At 40.2% G+C, this 22727-nt stretch carries 16 protein-coding genes; 7 read left to right on the forward strand and 9 right to left on the reverse strand.

The genetic code is table 11. The annotated features are described in order from the left end of the window. Positions 1-14: 14 nt before the first annotated feature. From artP to QQS39_RS06155, 3 genes are all read right to left on the reverse strand, one after another. The gene (gene artP, locus QQS39_RS06145) at positions 15-743 is read right to left on the reverse strand and encodes an arginine ABC transporter ATP-binding protein ArtP (RefSeq protein ID WP_151434679.1); all 729 of its coding nucleotides are present in this window, start codon (positions 741-743) and stop codon (positions 15-17) included. A 112-nt stretch (positions 744-855) separates the two neighbouring features. Continuing rightward, a complete protein-coding gene (locus QQS39_RS06150; RefSeq protein WP_151434680.1) occupies positions 856-2313 on the reverse strand; it encodes a DUF2867 domain-containing protein in 1458 nt (485 codons plus the stop codon). 52 nt (positions 2314-2365) lie between these two features. Continuing rightward, positions 2366-3268: a LysO family transporter gene (locus QQS39_RS06155; RefSeq protein ID WP_285805563.1), complete on the reverse strand. Its 903-nt coding sequence runs from the start codon at positions 3266-3268 to the stop codon at positions 2366-2368. A gap of 341 nt (positions 3269-3609) precedes the next feature. Between QQS39_RS06155 and QQS39_RS06160 the strand changes: the two genes are divergently transcribed. The 3 genes from QQS39_RS06160 (at position 3610) to macB (ending at position 8477) form a co-directional block, all read left to right on the forward strand. After that, the gene (locus tag QQS39_RS06160) at positions 3610-5286 is read left to right on the forward strand and encodes an ATP-dependent nuclease (protein ID WP_285805564.1); all 1677 of its coding nucleotides are present in this window, start codon (positions 3610-3612) and stop codon (positions 5284-5286) included. 135 nt (positions 5287-5421) lie between these two features. Continuing rightward, positions 5422-6531, forward strand: coding sequence for a macrolide transporter subunit MacA (gene macA / locus QQS39_RS06165; protein ID WP_285805565.1), 1110 nt, complete (start codon positions 5422-5424; stop codon positions 6529-6531). Beyond that, positions 6531-8477, forward strand: a complete 1947-nt coding sequence (gene macB, locus QQS39_RS06170) for a macrolide ABC transporter ATP-binding protein/permease MacB (RefSeq protein ID WP_151434684.1) — start codon at positions 6531-6533, stop codon at positions 8475-8477. Before macA ends, macB begins: the two co-directional genes overlap by 1 nt. A 160-nt stretch (positions 8478-8637) precedes the next feature. On the opposite strand, the gene cspD is transcribed toward macB, so the two are convergent. After that, positions 8638-8847 carry a cold shock domain-containing protein CspD gene (gene cspD / locus QQS39_RS06175; RefSeq protein WP_023581298.1) on the reverse strand — a complete coding sequence of 70 codons (210 nt, stop codon included), beginning with the start codon at positions 8845-8847 and terminating at the stop codon, positions 8638-8640. A 288-nt stretch (positions 8848-9135) separates the two neighbouring features. On the opposite strand from cspD, the gene clpS reads away from it, so the two are divergent. Further along, on the forward strand, positions 9136-9450 hold the full coding sequence (gene clpS, locus QQS39_RS06180) for an ATP-dependent Clp protease adapter ClpS (protein ID WP_151434685.1): 315 nt from the start codon (positions 9136-9138) through the stop codon (positions 9448-9450). Positions 9451-9480: 30 nt separating this feature from the next. Next, positions 9481-11772 (forward strand): ATP-dependent Clp protease ATP-binding subunit ClpA, encoded by a 2292-nt coding sequence (clpA, locus tag QQS39_RS06185; RefSeq protein ID WP_285805566.1) that lies wholly within the window; start codon positions 9481-9483, stop codon positions 11770-11772. Positions 11773-11904: 132 nt separating this feature from the next. On the opposite strand, the gene infA is transcribed toward clpA, so the two are convergent. From infA to trxB, 5 genes are all read right to left on the reverse strand, one after another. Next, positions 11905-12123: a translation initiation factor IF-1 gene (gene infA / locus QQS39_RS06190; RefSeq protein ID WP_004244560.1), complete on the reverse strand. Its 219-nt coding sequence runs from the start codon at positions 12121-12123 to the stop codon at positions 11905-11907. 339 nt (positions 12124-12462) lie between these two features. After that, positions 12463-13155 carry a leucyl/phenylalanyl-tRNA--protein transferase gene (aat, locus tag QQS39_RS06195; RefSeq protein ID WP_285805567.1) on the reverse strand — a complete coding sequence of 231 codons (693 nt, stop codon included), beginning with the start codon at positions 13153-13155 and terminating at the stop codon, positions 12463-12465. Position 13156: 1 nt separating this feature from the next. Beyond that, positions 13157-14908 (reverse strand): heme ABC transporter ATP-binding protein/permease CydC, encoded by a 1752-nt coding sequence (cydC, locus tag QQS39_RS06200; protein ID WP_151434688.1) that lies wholly within the window; start codon positions 14906-14908, stop codon positions 13157-13159. A 2-nt stretch (positions 14909-14910) separates the two neighbouring features. Next, entirely contained in the window at positions 14911-16680 is a 1770-nt protein-coding gene (cydD, locus tag QQS39_RS06205; RefSeq protein ID WP_151434689.1) for a heme ABC transporter permease/ATP-binding protein CydD, read from the reverse strand. A gap of 141 nt (positions 16681-16821) precedes the next feature. After that, the gene (gene trxB / locus QQS39_RS06210) at positions 16822-17781 is read right to left on the reverse strand and encodes a thioredoxin-disulfide reductase (protein ID WP_023581304.1); all 960 of its coding nucleotides are present in this window, start codon (positions 17779-17781) and stop codon (positions 16822-16824) included. A 544-nt stretch (positions 17782-18325) separates the two neighbouring features. Between trxB and lrp the strand changes: the two genes are divergently transcribed. Further along, positions 18326-18820: a leucine-responsive transcriptional regulator Lrp gene (gene lrp, locus QQS39_RS06215; protein ID WP_004244566.1), complete on the forward strand. Its 495-nt coding sequence runs from the start codon at positions 18326-18328 to the stop codon at positions 18818-18820. Positions 18821-18952: 132 nt separating this feature from the next. After that, positions 18953-22675 carry a DNA translocase FtsK 4TM domain-containing protein gene (locus QQS39_RS06220; RefSeq protein WP_285805568.1) on the forward strand — a complete coding sequence of 1241 codons (3723 nt, stop codon included), beginning with the start codon at positions 18953-18955 and terminating at the stop codon, positions 22673-22675. Positions 22676-22727: the final 52 nt, after the last annotated feature.

Raw genomic sequence — 22727 nt, forward strand, 5'->3', positions numbered from 1 at the left:
TGTCTGATCCTGATTTAGTGTGACAAGTAATTAGCAAAAGCTTCCGTTTGTGGAGCTGTGAAACGATAGTTATCACCTTGCTCTATAATACGACCGTTTTCCATATATACAACTTTGCTCGCGGCTTTGCGTGCAATTTCAACTTCGTGGGTCACAATCACTTGTGTAATACCCGTTTCAGAAAGTTCTTTGATAATATCAACAACTTGAGCGGTAATTTCAGGATCTAAAGCTGCCGTTGGTTCATCAAATAAGAGAACTTGAGGCTCCATCATTAAGGCTCTAGCAATAGCAACACGTTGTTGCTGCCCCCCTGATAAATGCAGTGGGAAACGTTCTGCATATTCACTTAAACGTAAACGTCCAAGTAATTTCATTGCTTTTTCTTTGGCCTGTGGTTTTGATAAACCTAATACACGGCAAGGTGCTTCAATTAAATTATCAAGAACCGTTAAATGTGGCCATAAATTATATTGTTGAAATACCATGCCCACATTTTGGCGTAATGAACGAATTGCCTTTGCGTTAGGCTGTTGGCTAAAGTCAAAATGCAGACCCGCAATTTCTAATTCGCCTGAACGTGGCATTTCTAATAAATTAAGAACTCTCATTAGGGAGCTTTTACCTGCACCACTTGGTCCTAATAGAACCATTGTTTCACCAGCAGAGCATTCTAGATTAATATCATAGAGTGCTTGGTGCGAACCGTAGAAACAATTTATGTTTTTTAATTGAATACTCATGCGTTTTTTCTGAATAGTCATTAACTGGTTCAAATAATAAAACGGTGAGAATAATTATGCAACTAAAACTGCATAATAAAGTGGTTTTTTTACGTAAAAATGGGTAACTCGGCTATTTTTTTTCACTGGTAGGTGAATTTTTATCCAGTTTGTAAGCGTTAGTACTTATTGTTTTAGCCATACCTTTGAAAATAAATAAGTGCGCAGGCATCATGGCAAACCAATAAAGTAATCCACTAAATCCTGCAGGGTGCCACCAAGCACGAACATCTATTGAACGCAGATGACCACTGTCGTGGATCGTGAAAGAGAGTCTGCCTAAACCGGGCGCTTTCATTCCAAATAACAGTGTGAGCTGTTTTTCAGGCTCCAGTTTAATCACTCGCCAACCATCAATCATATCGCCAAGTTCTAACGTTTCTCGAGAAGGTCGTCCGTAAGTGACTTTATTCCCTGCAATATCATCCATAATGGCGCGTGTTTTCCATAAGGCGTTACCATAGAAATACCCTTGTTCACCGCCGATTTGTTGCACTGTATGCCAAAGGGATGCCGCGCTTGCAGGTGTGGATACTGTGCAACCCGCATTTTTAGGGTAATAGCCATAGCCGGGTTTCCAGCGACTACGAACCGCCGAAGAGTAACCCCAATCTTGGTTATCTAACGCGGCTTCTTCATCAGCGAGTGTTTCTTTTACTGCATCATCAAATTTAATTAGAGACTGAGGGATCAGTTTACGTAATCGCTCATCGTTGGCAGGAAGATCGTATTTCAGCCCTTGGATCAGCTCTTTGGCAATCGAGGTGGGCACAGACGTTATCATACTGATAAATCCTGCCGAAATTAAACTCGCTGGCATTGGGATGGGAATTAGCATCCGCTTTTTACCCGAAATTTTAATAAAGCGCTCAAAAAGTGTTTGATAGCTGATGTATTCAGGGCCACCTGCATCAAAAATCCGGTGCTGATGTGTAGGGTGATGAATAATTTCTGTTAAATAGTGAATTAAATTTTTTAAGGCAATAGGGGAGGACTTTGACCGAACCCAGCGAGGTGGCGTAAGAATGGGGAGGTTATAAACCATATCACGCATAATTTCAAAAGCGGCTGAACCAGGACCGACAATCATTGAGGTACGAATTTCTGTTACCGGGATGGAGCTGGTTCTTAATACTTCACCTGTCAGTTTTCGTGCAATAAGGTGAGGAGAGTATTGTTGATCTTCATGTTGTAAGGCACTTAAAAAGATAATTTGTTGAACGTTCGAGCCTTCAAGTGCTTCAACAACATTAATGGCAGCTTGGCGCTCTAGTTCAATTAGATTATGCGCATCTCCCATACTATGAACAAGATAATAAACGATATCTGTATCGTGCATGACACTGTTTAAGGTTTCTGGATCATGTAAATCGACAAAGATACAGCGTGTATTTTCCCAACCTTGAGACATCATCCAGTCAATTCTACGAGCGCCAGCAGTGACCTGATGACCTTGTTTTATCAGAGCTGGAATAAGATTTTGACCAATATGCCCACTGGCACCAAGTACTAATACACGCTGTTGATTCATGGTTAATCCATTGTAAAAAGAGAACGTTATCGTTCTATTGTTACTGATTTTTCTATGAAGTAAAGAACGCCATCAAGATTGGTGTGATTAAACTTAACACGAATCCATGCACAATCGCTGCTGGCACAATGGCAACACCGCCACTGCGTTGTAAAACAGGCAAGGTAAAGTCCATAGATGTTGAACCACAAATTCCTAATGCCGTATTTCTATAACGATTAACAATGATAGGAATAAGCATAATTGCCGCTAATTCACGCATTAAGTCATTGAAAAATGCAGTACTACCAATAACAGGACCAAATGCATCAGTGAGCACAATACCCGATAATGAATACCAACCATAACCTGATGCAATCGCTAATCCCATTTTCATCGGTAATCCTAGTAAGTAAGCAGCTAAAGCACCACCAGCAAGCGCACTAACGCCCATCACGACGGCAATGGTTGTTCCTCGACGATTGATAAGAATTTGCTTAGGACTCATTCCGCTATTGCGTAATTGTAATCCGACTAACCAAAGTAAGAAGATAAGCGCGCCTTGGCTGGCATGAGAGGCATAATGGAAAATTGACCAGCCTGTTAAACCGACAAAGAAACCCACAACAACGACACCACATAATTGCAGCGATTCAAGTACCATTTTTATGCGTGAAGGGGGCTTGGACTGTTTATGCGCAGGGACGTGCCAAGGATCTTTTTTATCCAGTAACCATAAAAACAGTAAGTTGGCACCAAATGTACATAAAAAGAAAACACTAGCATAAGAAAGAATCGAGACTAAGTTTTCACCAATATTATCTAGCATGGCTAAACTAACGCCCATTAGAAATAGGATAACGTAAACCATCGCGCTAAGCAGGCGGTTTGCCAGATGAAGTAATGGGCGATTGTTTAACTTAATCAAATACCCTACAAAAAGCGGAAGTAGGATAATTAATAATCCTGATAGCATTTCTATTCCTTACTGAGTGTGCTTAAATTATAAAATAAACTAATAACGTGAATTGGATTATAACATTTACTTATGATGTTGTGGATACAGAAATTAAGATAAGTCTAAAATATTTATTAAGGCTAACGAGCCTACCATGTTTAGGTGTAAGAGGCTTTAATTGATTGAAAAGCGAACAAAATGGGTATATATCGAATAGTTGAGTAAATTTTATTACGGCTATCTTGAACTGTGATTTAATGAAAATATACATTAAGTGAAATTATTGCTGATTAAGCATAAAGTGAAGATAGGAAGAATAAAATAAAACCATAGCTTAGTCGCAACTGACGAGGGAATTTATGTATTTAGAAAGAGTGGAAATAGTTGGATTCCGTGGACTTAATCGTCTTTCATTACCTCTTGATATGAATACAGTCTTAGTGGGTGAAAATGCGTGGGGTAAAAGCTCATTACTTGATGCGTTAACACTCAGTTTGGGTATTGAAACCTATCAATATGCATTTACACCTGATGATTTCCATCGTTTGCCGAATGAACCTGAAGAAAATGGCAAAAAAAGCCTACAAATTATTTTAACGTTTACTGAATCTCGCCCAGGGCGTCATCGCTCTTATCGCTTCCATAAAATCGCGCCTGTATGGGTTGAAAATGGGGATGATCTTAAACATATCTATTACCGTATCAGTGCGGAATTAGATGAACAAAAGAATGTAAAAACATTCCGCTATTTTCTTGATAAAGAAGGCAAGCAAATTCGCTTACCTAATGGGCAAACTCAAGAAATCATTGCAGAGATAGTGAGGCTTTATCCAGTTCTTCGTTTACAAGATGCGCGTTTTGTTCGTGATCTCGCCTCTGACGTTATCGACTCTCATAATAATCCTCATCGAGAAGCGTTTAATAATAAAATGAGCGAGTTAACCAAAGCGTTAGTCAGAAATCCTGACGAGTTGTCAGATGAAGATTTGCGTGAAGGTCTTGATGCAATGCAACAACTGTTAGGACACTATTTTGCAGATCACGGTTCGTTGCTGTTTAAATCCCGCGCTCACCATCGCAAAGTTAACGAGCCTCATGTACGTGGCTGGCATGCCTTAGAAAATATCAATAAAGTGTTGGCAAAACCCAATCAGAGAAGTATTCGATTAATTATCTTGGGGATGTTTTCTTCTATCTTACAATCTCGTGGTAGTGTTGCACTTGATCCTTATGCAAGACCTATTGTGATTGTTGAAAACCCAGAAACGCGTTTACATCCTATTATGCTTTCGGTGGCTTGGGGATTACTCAATCTTTTCTCATTACAACGGATCACAACTACAAACTCAGGTGAACTGCTTTCACTCGCACCGCTGCAAAGCGTTTGTCGTTTAGTGCGTGATACCGATAAAGTTGCGGCTTACCGTGTTGGAGATCAGCAACTACATTCTGATGAAGAGCGGCGTATCTCATTTCATATTCGTTATAACCGACCCTCTGCGTTATTTGCGCGCTGTTGGTTATTGGTTGAAGGTGAAACAGAGATTTGGTTAATGAATGAATTGGCAAGGCAATGTAATTATTTCTTTGAAGCGGAAGGAATAAAAGTCATTGAGTTTGCTCAATGTGGGCTTAAGCCATTATTAAAGTACGCAACTTATATGGGTATAGAATGGCATACCTTAGTAGATGGTGATGAAGCGGGTAAGAAATATGCCGCGACCGTTAAGGATTTTGCATTAAAAAGCAATGATGCAGAGCGTGATAGATTAACGAAGCTTCCTGCGTTAGATATGGAACATTTTTTATATAAAGAAGGCTTTCGCAATGTATATCATGATGTCGCAGGTGTGCCAGATAATGAAAAATGGCCAACTCGACGCGTGATCATTAAAGCCATTCAACGTTCATCTAAGCCTGATCTCGCACTAACGGTAGCTAACAATGCGGCTCAACGTGGAGTAGACTCCATCCCTTCCATACTGAAAAGTATGTTCTCTCGTGTTGCATGGCTTGCAAGAGGCAAGGCGAATTAATTCAAATTCACTACATTTATGTAAGTAAGATAAATTCACAACATCTACACGTATTTTATTTAGCTATGAGAATAAAATCTCATAGCTAAAGCTTTGTATGAGTTATGTCATCTTTATGTTTAAGAAGGAAGAATTATGGCTTTTTTATCTTTAAAAAAGCGAGGGAAAGTGCTCACCCTTATTTTAATTGTTACAGCAATTGCGACGTACTTTTTTTTGCCAAAAGATAAGGCACCGATATATCAAACACAGCAGATCACACGAGGTGATCTGTCAAAAGAAGTCACCGCAACTGGTAAGCTTGATGCTGTGCGTAAAGTAGATGTAGGTGCGCAGGTTAGTGGTCAGCTACAAACTTTATATGTAAAAGAGGGCGATGCCGTTAAAAAAGGTGATTTATTGGCGATTATTGATCCTAAAAAAGCACAAAATGACGTCACAGAATCTCAAGAAACAAATAATGAGCTTAAAGCCAATCTTCAACAAGCACAGGCTGAATTGCGTTTGGCGCAATTGACATATCAGCGACAATTAAAGTTGATTGCTACCCATGTTATTGCGCAAGAAGAGCTTGATCGTACTAGAACTGATGTTGAAGTGAAAAAAGCGCGCATCATCACTTATCAAGCTCAAATTAAAAAGAACCAAGCGACATTAGATACCGCAAGAACGAATCTGCAATATACACGGATAACTGCGCCAATGGATGGTGTTGTCACGTTTATTAAAACTCTTGAAGGTCAAACAGTGATTGCCGCGCAAGAAGCGCCTACGATTTTAACTTTAGCTGATTTAGACACAATGCTGGTAAAAGCAGAAGTATCCGAAGCTGACGTTATTTATTTAAAGCCTGATCTCAGCGCTTCTTTTACTGTTTTAGGCGCGCCAGATAAAGCCTTTAGCGGTAAATTAAAAGATATTCTTCCGACACCTGAAAAAATTAATGATGCTATTTTCTACTATGCGCGTTTTGAAGTGCCTAATGAACAACATTTATTACGGTTGCAAATGACTGCACAAGTTAAAATCCTTATCGAAACTAAAAAAGGGGTGCTTCTTGTTCCGCTTTCGGTATTAGGTGAGGATGCTGGTATTAATGAATATTATGTTGATGTATTGGTTAATGGTCAGCCAGAAAGACGCACAGTAAAAATAGGTATGCGTACTGATGTTTATGCAGAAGTTCTCAGCGGATTGAAAGAAAACGATGAGGTTATTCTGGGTAAAACTTCAGGAGAAGCATAATGCCCGCATTATTAGAGCTAGATGAGGTTAGCCGTTTATATACCAATGGTGAAGAAGAAACCGTTGTTCTCAATAAAGTCTCATTAACGATTAATGCTGGAGAAATGGTGGCGATTATCGGGGCTTCTGGCTCCGGTAAATCGACTTTAATGAATATTTTAGGCTGCTTAGATAAACCAAGTAGCGGTGAATATAAAGTCGCAGGTCAAAGTGTTGCGAAAATGGAAGGCGACCAACTTGCAGCATTACGCCGCGAGCATTTTGGTTTTATCTTTCAGCGCTACCATTTAATGTCGCATTTAAGTGCAGAACAGAATGTTGAAATTCCTGCGATTTATGCAGATAAAAATGCTACTCAAAGAAAAGAAAGGGCGCGTGAACTATTAACACGCTTAGGATTAGGGGATCGCGTTGATTATCGACCTAATCAACTCTCTGGCGGTCAGCAACAGCGCGTAAGTATTGCTAGAGCATTAATGAATGGTGGTGAAGTCATTCTTGCAGATGAGCCAACAGGGGCATTGGATAGTCATTCTGGCAAAGAGGTTATGTCTATTCTTAAGCAATTAAATGAACAAGGGCACACGGTTATTATCGTAACCCATGATCCTTTAATTGCAGCACAGGCTGAGCGAATTATAGAAATAAAAGATGGTAAGATTATTAATGATAATTACCATCAAAGAACAGCAAATAAAGTTAAAAAAGAGACACCCCCTGTTTTAGCTTCTTCGTATTTTGGGCAAATATTCGGGCGTTTTACACAAGCATTAGATATGGCTTGGCGTGCAATGGTTGTGAATAAAATACGCACGTTGCTAACGATGCTCGGCATTATTATTGGTATAGCCTCTGTCGTCACTATTATTGTGATTGGTGATGCCGCTAAAAGCATGGTGCTGGCAGATATAAAAGCGATTGGCTCTAATACTATTGATATCTATCCAGGGAAAGATTTTGGCAGCGATTCACCAGAAGATAGACAATCGTTAACATTGCAAGATGTCTTTGCTTTAAAACAACAATCTTATGTACAAGCTGTTACACCACAAGTGCAATTTAGCACACGATTACGCCGTGGAAATCAAGACTCGCCTGCATCTGTTGCGGGTGTTAGTGACGATTATTTCACTGTGTATGCCATGAAGTTTTCGCAAGGTGGTTCATTTACACCTGATATGATCGAGCGGCAAGCTCAAGTTGTCGTTATTGATGAAAATACCCGTCAGCGGTTTTTCCCTACCAAAAAAGAAGTTATTGGTGAGCAAATCATTATTCGCAATATTCCCTCGACCATTGTTGGTGTTATTGCAGAGAAGAAATCGGCTTTTGGCAATGGTCAATCGCTCAGAGTATGGGTACCTTACAGCACGCTAAATAGCCGTATTTTAAATCGAAGTTATCTTGATAGCATTACAGTAAGAGCAACGGAAGGCTATGATGCCAGCGTTGCGGAGCAACAAATTATCCGGTTATTAACGATCAGGCACGGTAAAAAAGATATTTTTACTTATAACCTTGATAGCTTTATTAAGGCTGCCGAAAGCACAACTCAAACAATGCAACTGTTTCTCACTTTAGTGGCCGTTATTTCATTAGTCGTGGGTGGGATTGGTGTCATGAATATTATGCTAGTTTCAGTGACAGAAAGAACGCGAGAAATTGGGATTAGAATGGCGGTGGGTGCCAGAGCAAGTGATGTGATGCAACAATTCCTTATCGAGTCCGTATTGGTGTGTTTAGTTGGCGGGGTACTGGGAATAGGTCTTTCATTTGGTATTGCTATGGTGGCAAGTGTGATGTTGCCTGATTGGCATTTTGTATTCCAGCCTATCGCATTAGTGAGTGCTTTTATTTGTTCGACTGCCATTGGTGTTATTTTTGGATTTTTACCTGCAAGAAGTGCAGCAAAAATGAATCCAATAGATGCTCTCGCGAGAGAATAACGCAAGCTAAATGCTAACTATAAGCTAACCATAAGATAAAAGCCCTTGAAACATAAAGGGCTTTTATTTGAATGAATTAGGTATTCTATTTGACTAAAAATACCCAACTATTATGAGTAAAAGGTATTTTTATTGGGATCACCTATGCTGTAATTACCTTCTATTCGATAATAGGAATGATAAGGTCGGCATGATCACCCTTAGGTCCTTTTATCGTGCTATAATTAACTTTCTGCCCCGCTTTAAGTGTGCGGTAACCTTCCATTCTGATTGTTGAATAGTGGGCAAAAATATCATCGCCACCTTTTGCTGGGGTAATAAAACCAAAACCCTTAGCGTTATTGAACCACTTTACTGTACCTGTCTCCATACTTAGCTTCTCTCATATACTTGTATTTATTTGTTTAACATCACTTTCAGTATATTTACTGAGCTGTTCATAAAACATACTCTATTTTATTGTTTCAATCGTCAAGAGGTGAAGAGGGTAGAAAGTGTTTCGGGTAGATGAAATTTTGATGTAGCTAACGCTTTGTAATTTTTTGAATGTAAAAAGAAGGAATAAAAAAGCGTTGATAGGCAGACTTTCCTGTGAGATGGTAAACTAAATGTCATAATTGAAAGTGACGTTTAACAAAACTATGAGTAATACAAAACAATGGGTCAGTTTGATTTTTTAACAGAAACCACGTTAAGGGAAGATGTTCATCAGAAAAATGAGCCACCATCAATGTATAAGGTGATCTTGAATAATGATGATTACACCCCCATGGATTTTGTTGTAGAAGTGCTTACGATGTATTTTTTCCTTAGCGAGGAAAAAGCAACGCAAATTATGTTGGACGTTCATCATAAAGGAAAAGGAGTTTGTGGGGTTTATAGTGCGGACATTGCTGAAACAAAAGTGGCGCAAGTTAATCTGTATGCGAGAGAAAACGAATACCCACTTTTATGTACTCTTGAACAGGCATGATCCGGTTAGTCTTTTAAGGAGGAGGTGCTTATGCTTAATCACGAATTAGAGCTGAGTCTTAATGTTGCATTCGCGAAAGCCCGTGATAACAGACACGAATTTATGACTGTAGAGCACCTGCTGTTGGCGCTATTAAGTAATAAATCGGCACGCGAAGCATTGGAAGCTTGTAAAGTCGATCTAGCAGTCTTACGCGAAGAGCTTGAAGTCTTTATTCGTAAAACAACCCCAATTCTGCCTGAAAATGTGGACAGAGAAACACAGCCAACGCTGAGTTTTCAGCGTGTATTACAGCGCGCTGTTTTTCATGTTCAATCATCAGGTAAAAATGAAGTCTCTGGCGCAAATGTGCTGGTGGCTATTTTTAGTGAACAAGAGTCTCACGCAGCTTACCTATTACGTAAACACGACGTTAGTCGCCTTGATGTCGTTAACTTTATTTCTCATGGCATTTCAAAAGAAGATCAACAAAACGAAGATCTTTCTGACATGAATGATATGAACGCACAATCTCAACAAGAGATGCCTCAAAGTGACGATCATATGGATAATTTTACCACTAACCTTAATCAGTTAGCGCGCCAAGGTAAAATTGATCCCCTAATTGGGCGTCAAGCTGAATTAGAAAGAACAATCCAAGTATTATGCCGTCGTCGCAAAAATAACCCATTATTAGTGGGTGAATCGGGTGTTGGTAAAACAGCTATCGCAGAAGGGCTTGCATGGCGTATTGAGCAAGATAATGTGCCTGATGTGATGAAAGGTTACACAATTTATTCACTCGATATTGGTTCGCTATTAGCGGGAACAAAATATCGTGGTGATTTCGAAAAACGCTTTAAAGCATTACTGAAAACCCTCGAAAAAGATGAAAAAAGCATCTTATTTATTGATGAGATCCACACCATTATTGGTGCAGGAGCGGCATCGGGAGGACAAGTTGATGCGGCAAACTTAATTAAGCCATTGTTATCTGGTGGTCGAATTCGTGTTATAGGCTCTACGACTTATCAAGAATTTAGCAATATCTTTGAAAAAGACAGAGCGCTTGCGCGTCGTTTCCAAAAAATTGATGTAATTGAGCCATCTCCAGATGAGACGGTTTTGATCATCAAAGGATTGCGCCAGAAATACGAAGCACACCATGATGTGCGTTATACCAATAAAGCTATTCAGGCTGCGGTGGACTTATCGGTTAAATACATTACTGATAGGCATCTACCTGATAAAGCTATTGATGTTATCGATGAAGCGGGTGCAAAAACACGTTTAATTGCACCAAGCAAACGTAAAAAAACCATTAATGTCTCAGATATTGAGTCGGTCGTGGCTAAAATTGCACGAATTCCTGAAAAAACAGTTTCTAGTAGCGACAAATCAATACTGAAAAATCTCGATAACCAATTAAAAATGTTGGTATTCGGTCAGGATCAAGCAATCCATGCCTTATCTGAATCGATTAAGATGAGCCGTGCTGGATTAAGCGAAGATAATAAACCGGTGGGTTCGTTCTTATTTGCGGGTCCTACTGGGGTAGGTAAAACGGAAGTCACTGTACAGTTAGCAAAAGCGTTGAATGTTAAACTGCTACGCTTTGATATGTCAGAATATATGGAAAGACATACGGTCAGTCGCTTAATTGGTGCTCCTCCTGGTTATGTTGGTTTTGACCAAGGTGGATTATTAACAGACGCTGTTATTAAAAATCCATATTCCGTTGTGTTACTTGATGAAATTGAGAAAGCGCATCCTGATGTATTCAATATCCTGTTACAAGTAATGGATAACGGCACATTAACGGATAACAATGGGCGTAAAGCCGATTTCCGTAATGTTATTTTAGTGATGACAACTAATGCGGGCGTGCGTGAAACGCAACGTAAATCGATTGGGTTTACAGAGCAAGATAATAGCACTGATGCGATGGTCGAAATCAAAAAAGCCTTCTCACCTGAGTTCCGTAACCGTTTAGATAGTATTATTTGGTTTAATGCCTTATCACCAGAAATTATCTCTATGGTTGTGGATAAATTTATTGTTGAACTGCAAGTGCAGTTAGATGATAAAGGGGTATCGCTAGAAGTTAGCCAAGAAGCACGTCAATGGTTATGTGATAAAGGCTATGACAAAGCGATGGGCGCAAGACCAATGGCGCGTGTTATTCAAGAAAACTTGAAAAAACCATTAGCTAACGAGATTTTATTTGGTTCTCTTGTTAATGGCGGTTCAGTTTCAGTAACACTCGATAAGCTGGCAGGCAAATTGAATTATGAGTTTGTTAGCCAAGAGAAACTGGCTAAGAATGAAGATACTGTTATCTAAAGATAGCGGTTAATCTCACTAAGCTATATAAGTTATAAAAGCATACACCACAGGTGAGCATCAATAAATGCCTTGCCTGTGGTGTTTTTTTTCACCCGTTATATGACAATAGCGGGAGAGAACAGATTGGGATCAACGGCTACGGAAGATGATACGGCCTTTGCTCAGGTCATATGGGGTCAGCTCAACGGTAACCTTGTCGCCTGTCAGGATACGAATATAGTTTTTACGCATTTTTCCTGAGATATGAGCGGTAACGACGTGTCCGTTTTCTAATTCTACGCGGAACATCGTGTTTGGCAGAGTATCCAGTACAGTGCCTTGCATTTCAATGTTGTCTTCTTTGGCCATCTAATCCTCTAAGTTTTAATAACCATATTTTTTAAACGGCAAGATAATGCCGAAAATATTGTCCTATGTAAAGGAATGTTATTGGATAGCAATGGTGTTTACCTTGCTATTGCACTTAACATCCTTACCGCAACTTGCGTTTTACTTTGCTAAAGTAAAAGTAATAACAGAAGTCGTAATTCTTTATTTTGTGGTATTTGTAGCAATAAAATAACAGCACCCTAACCACATAATGGGTGTGTAAGATAAAATTTTTGTATAAACCTTTTTGCATAAATAACAGAATGACATTCTCAATTCTGTCTTAAATAAGAAGGGCTTTACAAAAACAAGCAGTGATTATAATTCCAACGATTGCTGATACCAACACTTTTTATCAATAATCACTTTTTTCCAACGAGATAACGTAACTAAATAATGTTCACGAGAGATCTCAGTCGCACCTAACGAGGCAGTATGAGAGTTTAGCACCTGACAATCAAATAGTTGACCCCCATAACGAAGAAAATGGTTATAAAAAGCAATAAAGGCACATTTAGAAGCGTTATCTCTACGGCTAAACATAGATTCGCCACAAAAAACGGCACCCATGTTTACACCATATAATCCTCCAACGAGTTCATCACCTTCCCAAACCTCAACAGAGTGAGCTTCACCTTGTTGATGAAGTTCTTCATAACCTGCTTTGATATCAGGACCTATCCACGTTCCTTCTTCACGTACAGAACATGCTTCAATCACTGAAGTAAAGGCATGATTTAACGTAATTTTATAAGGCTGATGCCGAATAAATTTACGTAAACTGCGCCCAATATGCAAATCACCAGCCGGTAAAACGGCTCTTGGATCGGGTGACCACCATAATGGTTCTTCATTAGGGAAATACCAAGGGAAAATACCCGATTGATACGCAACACGTAATCGCGAAAGGGAGATTTCTCCCCCTATCGCTAATAAACCATTAGGCTCTTTTAACGCTAAGTGAGGCTCTGGAAAATCTAAATCACTATCATCCAATTGAAACAACGGCATATTATGCCTCGTGAGTTGGTGTTAATAGAGCCTGTCTTTGATGAAATTTAGCATAATGCCCTTGTTGTTGTAACAACGAAGCATGAGTGCCTGTTTCAACGATTTTTCCGCCATCCATAACGCAGATTTTATCCATTTTATCTAAACCGTGAAGTCTGTGAGTGATCATTAATACAGCCTTACCTTGGCAATGCTGATGTAAGAGCGCAAGGATCTGCTGTTCTGTATCGGCATCAAGGCCTTCTGTTGGCTCATCAAGCAATACAAGAGGGGCATTGTGGAGTAACGCTCTTGCCAGACCTAAACGTCGCTGCTCGCCACCAGAGAGCTGTCTACCACCATCACCCATCCATGCATTTAAGCCTTCATCATTTTCAAGTAGCTGCCCAAGACCCACTTGCTGAAGAACATCTTTAAGCTCTTCATCTGTTGCCTGTTCTTTGGCCATCAATAGATTTTCTCTTAATGTGTGGCTAAAGACATGAACGCGTTGAGGGACAACGGACATCATTGAACGTAATGTCGCTTCATCATAATCAGCAATAGGCAAATTATTTAAGCTGATAGTACCGTGAGTCGGATCAAAAGCCCGATTGATCAACTGCAACAGAGTCGATTTACCACACCCCGTTTTTCCTAATAAGGCAATGTGTTGTCCTGCTTCAATCGTTAAATCAACGTGATTGATGACTTGCATTGGTTGAGCTGGATAAGTAAAGCAAATATCGCGCATTGTCAGTGTGGCATGATTGTTTGTTTCTCCTCCTTTTTCAGGAAAAGTGACATCCGGTTTTTGCTCAATTAAATGAGAAATACGTGTTGCAGATGTCATTACTTGACCTAAATGCTGGAAAGCAACAGTAACAGGCGCTAAAGACTCAAATGCTGCCAATGCACAGAATGTAAATAAGGCAATTAACGCTTCTGGCATAAAACTATTGTCGATACCATCAGCCGCAAGCCATAAAATTAATGTTGCTGTTAGACCTGATGCGAGGATCATTAATGATTGCGATAAGCCGGTTAAGTTTGCTTGTTGTGCTTGTCTACGCAGCCATTTAGCTTCAAGTTGCGCCAAATTTTGTCTAAAACGAGGTAATGCGCCAAAAACAGTTAGCTCGGCTTGTCCTTGCAACATGCTGGTTAATACTGTGCGATATTGACCTCGTAAGTCGGTGAGATCACGGCCAATAGGTTTTCCTGCGTAGTAGAATACGAAAGGCAAAACAATCAGCAAGGTAAGCATAATGCCACCCAGCGTATTGGCTAAACGAGCATCGATTAAACCAAGACCAAACATAATTGCCATAATGACAACAAAAGCGGCAATAATAGGGGAAATAACGCGAATATAAAGGTGATCGAGCGTTTCAACATCAGCAACTAAGCGGTTAAGTAATTCACCTTGACGAAAACGTGCAATTCCACCCGGTGAAAGAGGGAGGATCTTTTTAAAGGTGAATACACGTAAGTGCGATAATACGCGAAACGTTGCGTCATGACTGACAAGTCTTTCAAAATAACGACCCGCAGTACGAAAAATTGCTGCACCTCGAACACCCGCTGCTGGTAGCATATAGTTAAAGCTATAAATACCCGCAAAACCCGCAAGAGATGTACCTGCTAAAAACCAGCCCGATAGTGTTAAAAGACCAATACTTGCCAGTAAAGTCAGAATTGCAAGGATAATCCCCAGCAATAACATAAACCAGTGACGGCGATAGAGCGCAAGAAAAGGAAGCAATACTCTCATGATTAAAGTTCCTCTTTACGATGAGCAAGAAGGCGAGCAAAAGTGCCATTCTGTTGGCTTAATGATGCATAAGTGCCAGTTTCAATAATCTGACCTTTTTCCATCACCCAAATTTGGTCGTAACCTAATGTCTCTTCAAGTAGATGCGTAATAAGCAAGGTCGTTTGATTTAATGAGGCATTATTCAGTGCGTGCATAACACGTTGTTCACTATGAGAATCAAGGCTTGCTGCCGGTTCATCTAATAACAAAAATTGACAAGGCGACAATAAAGCACGCGCAACAGCAATACGCTGAGCCTGACCAACAGAAAGGCGTGCAGCACTATCGCCAATAATCGTATTTAAGCCGTCAGGTAACTCATGAATAAAATCGCTGACATAGGCTTTTTCAATAGCAAGGTTGATTTGTTCATCACTGGCATTAGGATTGCTTAAGCGAATATTATCCAGCAAGGTTTGTTCGGGTAAATTCGGATTTTGACCAACCCAGCTTAAACATTGACGCCATGCATCAGGCGAGAGTTGCGTCAATTCAACGCCATTAACTTTTAAGGAGCCACGATAAGGTAAAAAGCCGAGCAGCACATTTAATAGCGAGCTTTTGCCTGCACCACTTAGACCCACAATCGCAATTCGTTGATTAGGGTTAATAGTAAAGTTTAATGGACCTGCGAGTTTGACACCTTGATGAGATAGAATTTCTAGTTCATGAGCCGTTATCTCAATACTTTCTGTGGTATTAAGGCGCTCATTGCCTGTGAATTGTGGTTTTTCACCATCGGCTTCTAAAAACTCAACCAGAGATTCTGCAGCGCCAACGGCTTGTGCTTTGGCATGATAGTAAGTTCCTAAATCACGCAGAGGTTGGAAGAATTCAGGGGCTAAGATCAGCGCTAAAAAGCCTGAGAAAAGTGTGACACCTAAACCATAACTACCAAAACTGAGTTCACCTAAGTAAGAAAAACCAAAGTAAACAGCGACAACAGCAATCGAAACCGCGGTAAAGAATTCTAATACGCCTGATGAAAGGAATGCCATTCTTAGCACTTCCATTGTACGTTTGCGGAAATCTTCTGTTGCTTCGGTGATTTGTTTAACTTCTGCATTACCACGGTTAAATAACCGTAATGTATCTAACCCTCTTAATCTATCGAGGAAGTTACCACTTAAACGACCTAATGCGAGGAAGTTTCTGCGGTTAGCATCTGCTGCGCCTAATCCCACTAATGCCATAAATAGCGGGATCAGTGGGGCGGTGAAAAATAGAATCAAGCCAGCAGCCCAGTTAACAGGGACGATGGTGATAAGAATAAGGATAGGCACAATGGTAGCAAGATACATTTGCGGAATATAACGCGCATAGTAATCTTGCATATCTTCTATTTGCTCTAGAATAATTGTAGCCCAACTCCCTGCGGGTTTGCCTTTAACCCAAACAGGACCTAGCTCTTCAAGTCTATCAAGAACAATTTTACGAATTTGTTGCCTGACCGCCATACCACAGCGATAACCTACTCGCTCTCTTATCGCCATCACCACAGCGCGTAAGATAAAAATACCAATAAGGGTGAGAAAGGTAGGTATGTGCATATCACGATTCAGACTGTCCATGATAAATGCTTGAAGTAAAACAGCTAATAACCATGCTTGTGCAATAATTAATAAGCCGCTTACAACACCTAGGATCATTGATAGCCGTAGCCATCGACGGGCTGGAGCACTTTGCTGTTTCAGCCATCGAACCAATTCACTTTGTTTAGTTTTATCCATAAGAAAAGATTCAAATCTGCAGGTGAGATACAAAGTATCAGAAAGGCCAAGGGTAAGTAGTTATACGCTTTGGCAACCAGGCTAGTATGTTACATGGTAAAAGGCGCTACTGAAATAGCGCCTTGAAAGGAAGTGATGATTTTAGTTGGATTTTAGTGCGTCTAAGTAGCGTTCTGCATCTAAAGCAGCCATACAGCCTGTACCTGCGGAGGTAATTGCTTGACGATAAATGTGATCCATTACGTCACCTGCGGCGAAAACACCCTCGATAGAGGTTTGTGTTGCATTACCTTGCGTACCTGATTGCACTTTGATGTAACCGTTGTCTAATTCTAATTGGCCATCAAAAATAGCAGTATTAGGGCTATGACCAATAGCGATAAAGACACCCATAACATCTAATTCTTCGGTTTTATCGCTCTTAGTATCTTTTAAGCGAACTTTCGTTACACCCATATCATCGCCAAGAACTTCGTCTAAGGTACGATCAGTATGCAAAATAATGTTGCCACTGTTAACTTTGTCCATTAAACGGTTAATTAAGATCTTTTCAGAACGGAAAGAATCACGGCGGTGGATCAGATGAACTTCTGATGCAATATTTGCTAAATAAAGAGCTTCTTCCACAGCGGTATTTCCGCCACCGACAACAGCGACTTTCTGATTACGATAGAAAAATCCATCACAGGTTGCACAAGCTGAAACGCCTCGGCCTTTAAAAGATTCTTCTGAAGGTAAACCGATATAACGTGCAGAAGCACCTGTTGCGATAATTAAAGCATCACAAGTGTATTCTTGTTCATCACCAAATAGGCGAAATGGACGGTTTTTCAGATCGACTTTATTAATATGGTCAGAGATAATCTCTGTATTAAATTTTTCAGCGTGCTGAAACATGCGGTCCATTAATCCAGGACCTGTTAACCCTTCTGGGTCACCGGGCCAGTTTTCGACTTCTGTTGTCGTTGTCAGCTGACCGCCTTTTTCAACACCCGTAATCAGTACTGGTTCTAAGTTTGCTCTTGCAGCATAAACGGCGGCGGTATAACCCGCAGGGCCAGAACCTAAAATAATAAGTTTGCTATGTTTGATGGTGCTCATGTGTACCTCATCTCTGATTAGGCGTGATGCGAATTGAGGGATTGTAGGAGAAATAAGACGTTAAAAAAAGCCAATGACGAGAAATAGACATAATATTTTAGCTATTTTAGCAATAGTTAATACTAATATAGTTTAATAATTATAGAGTTATATTGGGCTAACATCATCGAATTAACCTGAAACATTTTGCTTTACAATTGATGTTTATCTTGCGTATATAGAGAATAACATAGCGCCTTGTTCTGATTTTTACTCATTTGCTTTGACAATCCGCTGTACATTTGCGAAAACATGATTGTTAAAGATAATTATCCTCGGATGTTATACGTATTATTTTTTAGACAGACAGGGTATAGGATAGTTACTTTACGATATTTGCTAATGAGTATTTGGATAAAATAGAACTTTTATCTGGGATTAAAAGAAAATAGATTGGTAGTTTGCTCTGACCGTTTGATACCGAAGTTTCGACAGTGATGCTGAAGGTGTACAGGTATGGGTATAGGAAAATAAAGTAAGAGAAAAAGAGAAAGAGAGTATAGAGATGATTGATAATAAAAAACGTCCGGGTAAAGATCTTGATAGAATAGACCGGAATATTCTAAATGAGCTTCAAAAAGATGGTCGTATTTCAAACGTTGAACTATCTAAGCGTGTAGGTTTATCACCAACGCCTTGTTTAGAGCGTGTACGTCGTTTAGAACGCCAAGGATTTATTTCTGGTTATACTGCACTGTTAAACCCACACTACTTAGATGCATCACTACTGGTATTCGTGGAAATCACATTAAACCGCGGTGCGCCAGATGTTTTTGAACAATTTAATATGGCTGTTCAAAAACTTGAAGAAATCCAAGAATGTCATTTAGTTTCTGGTGATTTTGACTATCTGTTGAAAACTCGTGTACCTGATATGTCCGCTTACCGTAAATTACTCGGTGAAACACTGTTACGTCTTCCAGGTGTTAATGACACACGTACATACGTGGTTATGGAAGAAGTTAAACAAAGTAACCGTCTTGTAATTAAAACTCGCTAAGCCAACTTAATAGGTTGGTGCAAAGCAGGAAAAAGTTAGGTACACTCCTGTTTATGCATACAGTTTCAACGCTGGGATATCTCAGCGTTGTTCCGTTTTAATTCACCCTCAGTTAAACCTGGAGAGCCATCTTTGAGCCAGGAATATACAGAAGATAAAAATATTCGTTTAACAAAGATAAGCAACCGTCGCCGTATTTGGGAGGCTATTCTCATCCTCATCGGCATTGGCGCTGTCTTTTTAATGGTTTCGTTACTTAGCTTTCATCCCTCTGATCCTAGCTGGTCACAAACCACTTGGAATGAGCCTATTCAAAATTTAGGCGGTAGTATCGGGGCATGGTTAGCTGATATTCTATTTTCTGCATTTGGTTTACTTGCCTATGCAATTCCTGTTGTCGTGGTCTTTGGGTGCTGGAATTCTTTACGCTACCAACAAAACCGTGAATATACCGACTTCTTTTCCCTTGCACTTCGCACGATTGGTGCTTTGGCTCTGATCTTTACCTCTTGTGCATTGGCTGATCTTAATTTTGATGATATCTACAATTTCAGCTCTGGCGGTGTTATTGGCAGTTTGTTTAGTAAAGCCTTATTACCGTGGTTTAATGTTTTAGGTGCTACTCTTGCTCTGTTATCTGTGTGGGCAATTGGCTTTACATTGTTTACTGGCTGGTCTTGGTTAACAATCACAGAAAAAATTGGTGCCGTAATTTTGGGCGGTGTTGGTTTTATTGCCAATAGAGGTCAAAATGAAGCTGATTACGAAGATGAAGAAGAGGATACTCAAGACGTTGTTACAGAAATAGCTGAAAATTCAAATCAAAAAGAAAATCAGCAAACAGAATTAACAACAGAAGAGAGTGATGATATTTTATTTTCTGCGCCTTCGGCACTTGAACTAGCTCGTCAGCAAGAGATAGACACATTACAAGTTAAAGCAGAGCAAGAAGATGATTTGCCGTCTTTCTCTGCAACAAACGACATAACAGATGAGCATGCGCAAACATTGACGCAACAAGCTGCTCCTTTTGTGCCAGAAACGGTTTCGCAACCCACTCATACAGAGGAAGAACCAGAACATTACCGTTTTGATATTCCAGAAGCATTTTTGAAAAAAGAAGCGCAATCAGAAGCCAATGCTCCTCAAGATCTCGCTTACTCAATGCCAGAAAAAAATACACCTGCTGAGATGCCATTTGATGACAAACCTATGGCACAGCCATCGTCCGTATCAACAGATAGTGTTATGCCAGCAGGCAGAGCTGAACCTACATTCTCGTTAGCACCTGATACAGACTCTTTAACGCAAGCAGCAGCTACGGTGGCATCAGGTGTGGCAACGAGTGTTCTTGTTAGTCATGGCTCTCAAATTAAACAAGGATTAGGCCCTGAATTACCTCGCCCAAATCCAGTACGACTGCCAACACGTCGTGAACTTTATGGTATTCATATACCTTCACAACGTGAAGCAGAACTACGTCGTCGTGAGGAAGCCGTTCAATCTGAACCTGAAGATGAATTAGCTGATATCCAAGAACAAGCGAATTTCGAACAAGAGTTGCGTCAGCAATTCCTCGAACAGCAACGCGAACGTTATGGTGAGAACGATAGTGCTGATCCAGAAGCTATTATTGGAGCAGACAATCAGCCAAATATTACAACGCCATTATCTTCATTTAATCATCAACAAGATGATTATCGTGATGAACCAACGGTTACCGCAAATACATTCTCTTCTTCAGAAGAAAATAACAGTGATATTGATGAAGATGAGCAATATCAGCAACAATTAGCAGCACAATTTAAGCAACAATTGCAGGATCGCTATGGTGATGATGTTTCGTTAGATGATGACGAAGATGAAGTTTTACCTCAAATATCAACATCAGCACCTTCATTACAAGCAACCACAGGTTATCAACCTCATATTCAACATTCATTTGCTTCACAATCAGCGCAACCGACGCAAACTATTGAGAAAAAAGTTGAATATCCAGCCAGCAATGCATTTCTACAAATTTCGCCTCGTGATGAAGAAGAGGAAGAGTACAGCCCTAAAATTGAGTTAGAAAGAGAGCTAACAGCATTAGAGGCATTCTCGCCAATTGATGATCTATTGGATGAAGATCCGACAGAGCCAGTGTTTACACCGATTGTTTCAGAACCTGTTACGCCACAAGTTGCACCTCAAACTGCACCACAATCACGTATTGAGCCTCAGCCTAATATGGCTCAGCATTTTGCACAGCAACAGCAACAGCAACAGCAACAGCAACAGCAACAGCAACAGCAACAGCAACAGCAAGAATCGTTAATTCACCCATTCTTGATGCGTAATGATAGACCGTTGCAAAAACCAACAACACCAATGCCTTCTTTGGATCTACTAACAACGCCACCAGTAGAAGATGAACCTGTTGATATGTTCGAGCTTGAGCGTATTGGTAAACTTATTGAAGCACGTCTTAATGATTATCGTGTTAAAGCCAAGGTGGTTGGTATTTCACCGGGACCTGTTATCACTCGTTTCGAGCTTGAACTTGCACCAGGTGTAAAAGCGGCACGTATATCAAATTTATCACGCGACTTAGCGCGTTCATTGTCTGCTATTGCGGTGCGTATTGTTGAAGTTATTCCGGGTAAACCTTATGTAGGGCTGGAATTACCTAACAAAAAACGCCAAACCGTATATATGCATGAGTTATTAGATAGCAATGCGTTTCGTGATAGCCGTTCTCCATTGACTGTTGTTTTAGGTAAAGATATCGGAGGTCAGCCAGTTGTTGCCAATCTGGCTAAAATGCCTCACTTACTTGTTGCCGGTACAACAGGTTCCGGTAAATCTGTCGGTGTGAATGCGATGATCATCAGCATTCTCTATAAAGCGAAACCAGAAGATGTTCGCTTTATTATGATTGACCCTAAAATGCTTGAGCTTTCGGTTTATGAAGGTATTCCACATCTTCTAACCGAAGTGGTTACCGACATGAAAGATGCCGCAAGCGCTCTGCGTTGGAGTGTGGCTGAAATGGAACGCCGTTATAAACTAATGTCAGCATTAGGCGTGCGTAATCTTGCTGGCTATAACGAAAGAATTAAAGAAGCAGAAGCGATGGGGCGCCCAATTCCTATTACTGACGATATTCGTAAGAGAATTGGTGGTATACCTGAAACAACAACAATTTTTGAAAAAGAGCCTTATATCGTGGTTGTTGTTGATGAGTTTGCTGATTTAATGATGACCGTAGGTAAGAAAGTTGAAGAATTGATTGCTCGTTTGGCACAAAAAGCGCGTGCCGCGGGGATCCATCTTGTACTTGCAACACAAAGACCTTCTGTGGACATTATTACAGGGTTAATTAAAGCCAATATTCCTAGCCGTATCGCATTTACTGTATCAAGTAAAATCGATTCTCGAACTATCTTAGACCAAGGTGGCGCAGAGTCTTTACTCGGTATGGGTGATATGCTTTATGCTCCTAATGGTTATCCGCCAGAACGTGTTCACGGTGCTTTTGTCAGTGATGATGAAGTTCATGCAGTAGCAACCGACTGGAAAGCACGCGGTCGTCCTCAGTATATTGAAGCCATTACTAAATGTAGCGAAGAAGGTGAAGGCAATAGTGGTGGTGGATATGATGATGGTGAAGAGCTTGATCCGTTATTTGACCAAGCTGTAGAATTTGTGGTTGAAAAACAACGTGTTTCTATTTCTGGAGTACAACGTCAATTTAGAATTGGCTATAACCGTGCAGCAAGAATTGTGGAACAAATGGAAATGCAAGGTATTGTCAGTGCGCCAAATCACAACAATACGCGTGATGTCCTTTCACCACCGCCTTCAGATATGTAATATCTTGAAAACACAGTTATCAGCTAATGAGATAGCGTGGTAATCTGCACAA

The organism is Proteus appendicitidis, from assembly GCF_030271835.1.
Classification (GTDB): domain Bacteria; phylum Pseudomonadota; class Gammaproteobacteria; order Enterobacterales; family Enterobacteriaceae; genus Proteus; species Proteus appendicitidis.

Excerpts from the sequence above, each read along its gene's own strand:
- artP (WP_151434679.1), bottom strand. The coding sequence starts at position 743 with ATGAGTATTCAATTAAAAAACATAAATTGTTTCTACGGTTCGCACCAA.
- QQS39_RS06150 (WP_151434680.1), bottom strand. The coding sequence starts at position 2,313 with ATGAATCAACAGCGTGTATTAGTACTTGGTGCCAGTGGGCATATTGGT.
- QQS39_RS06155 (WP_285805563.1), bottom strand. The coding sequence starts at position 3,268 with ATGCTATCAGGATTATTAATTATCCTACTTCCGCTTTTTGTAGGGTAT.
- QQS39_RS06160 (WP_285805564.1), top strand. The coding sequence starts at position 3,610 with ATGTATTTAGAAAGAGTGGAAATAGTTGGATTCCGTGGACTTAATCGT.
- macA (WP_285805565.1), top strand. The coding sequence starts at position 5,422 with ATGGCTTTTTTATCTTTAAAAAAGCGAGGGAAAGTGCTCACCCTTATT.
- macB (WP_151434684.1), top strand. The coding sequence starts at position 6,531 with ATGCCCGCATTATTAGAGCTAGATGAGGTTAGCCGTTTATATACCAAT.
- cspD (WP_023581298.1), bottom strand. The coding sequence starts at position 8,847 with ATGGAGACAGGTACAGTAAAGTGGTTCAATAACGCTAAGGGTTTTGGT.
- clpS (WP_151434685.1), top strand. The coding sequence starts at position 9,136 with ATGGGTCAGTTTGATTTTTTAACAGAAACCACGTTAAGGGAAGATGTT.
- clpA (WP_285805566.1), top strand. The coding sequence starts at position 9,481 with ATGCTTAATCACGAATTAGAGCTGAGTCTTAATGTTGCATTCGCGAAA.
- infA (WP_004244560.1), bottom strand. The coding sequence starts at position 12,123 with ATGGCCAAAGAAGACAACATTGAAATGCAAGGCACTGTACTGGATACT.
- aat (WP_285805567.1), bottom strand. The coding sequence starts at position 13,155 with ATGCCGTTGTTTCAATTGGATGATAGTGATTTAGATTTTCCAGAGCCT.
- cydC (WP_151434688.1), bottom strand. The coding sequence starts at position 14,908 with ATGAGAGTATTGCTTCCTTTTCTTGCGCTCTATCGCCGTCACTGGTTT.
- cydD (WP_151434689.1), bottom strand. The coding sequence starts at position 16,680 with ATGGATAAAACTAAACAAAGTGAATTGGTTCGATGGCTGAAACAGCAA.
- trxB (WP_023581304.1), bottom strand. The coding sequence starts at position 17,781 with ATGAGCACCATCAAACATAGCAAACTTATTATTTTAGGTTCTGGCCCT.
- lrp (WP_004244566.1), top strand. The coding sequence starts at position 18,326 with ATGATTGATAATAAAAAACGTCCGGGTAAAGATCTTGATAGAATAGAC.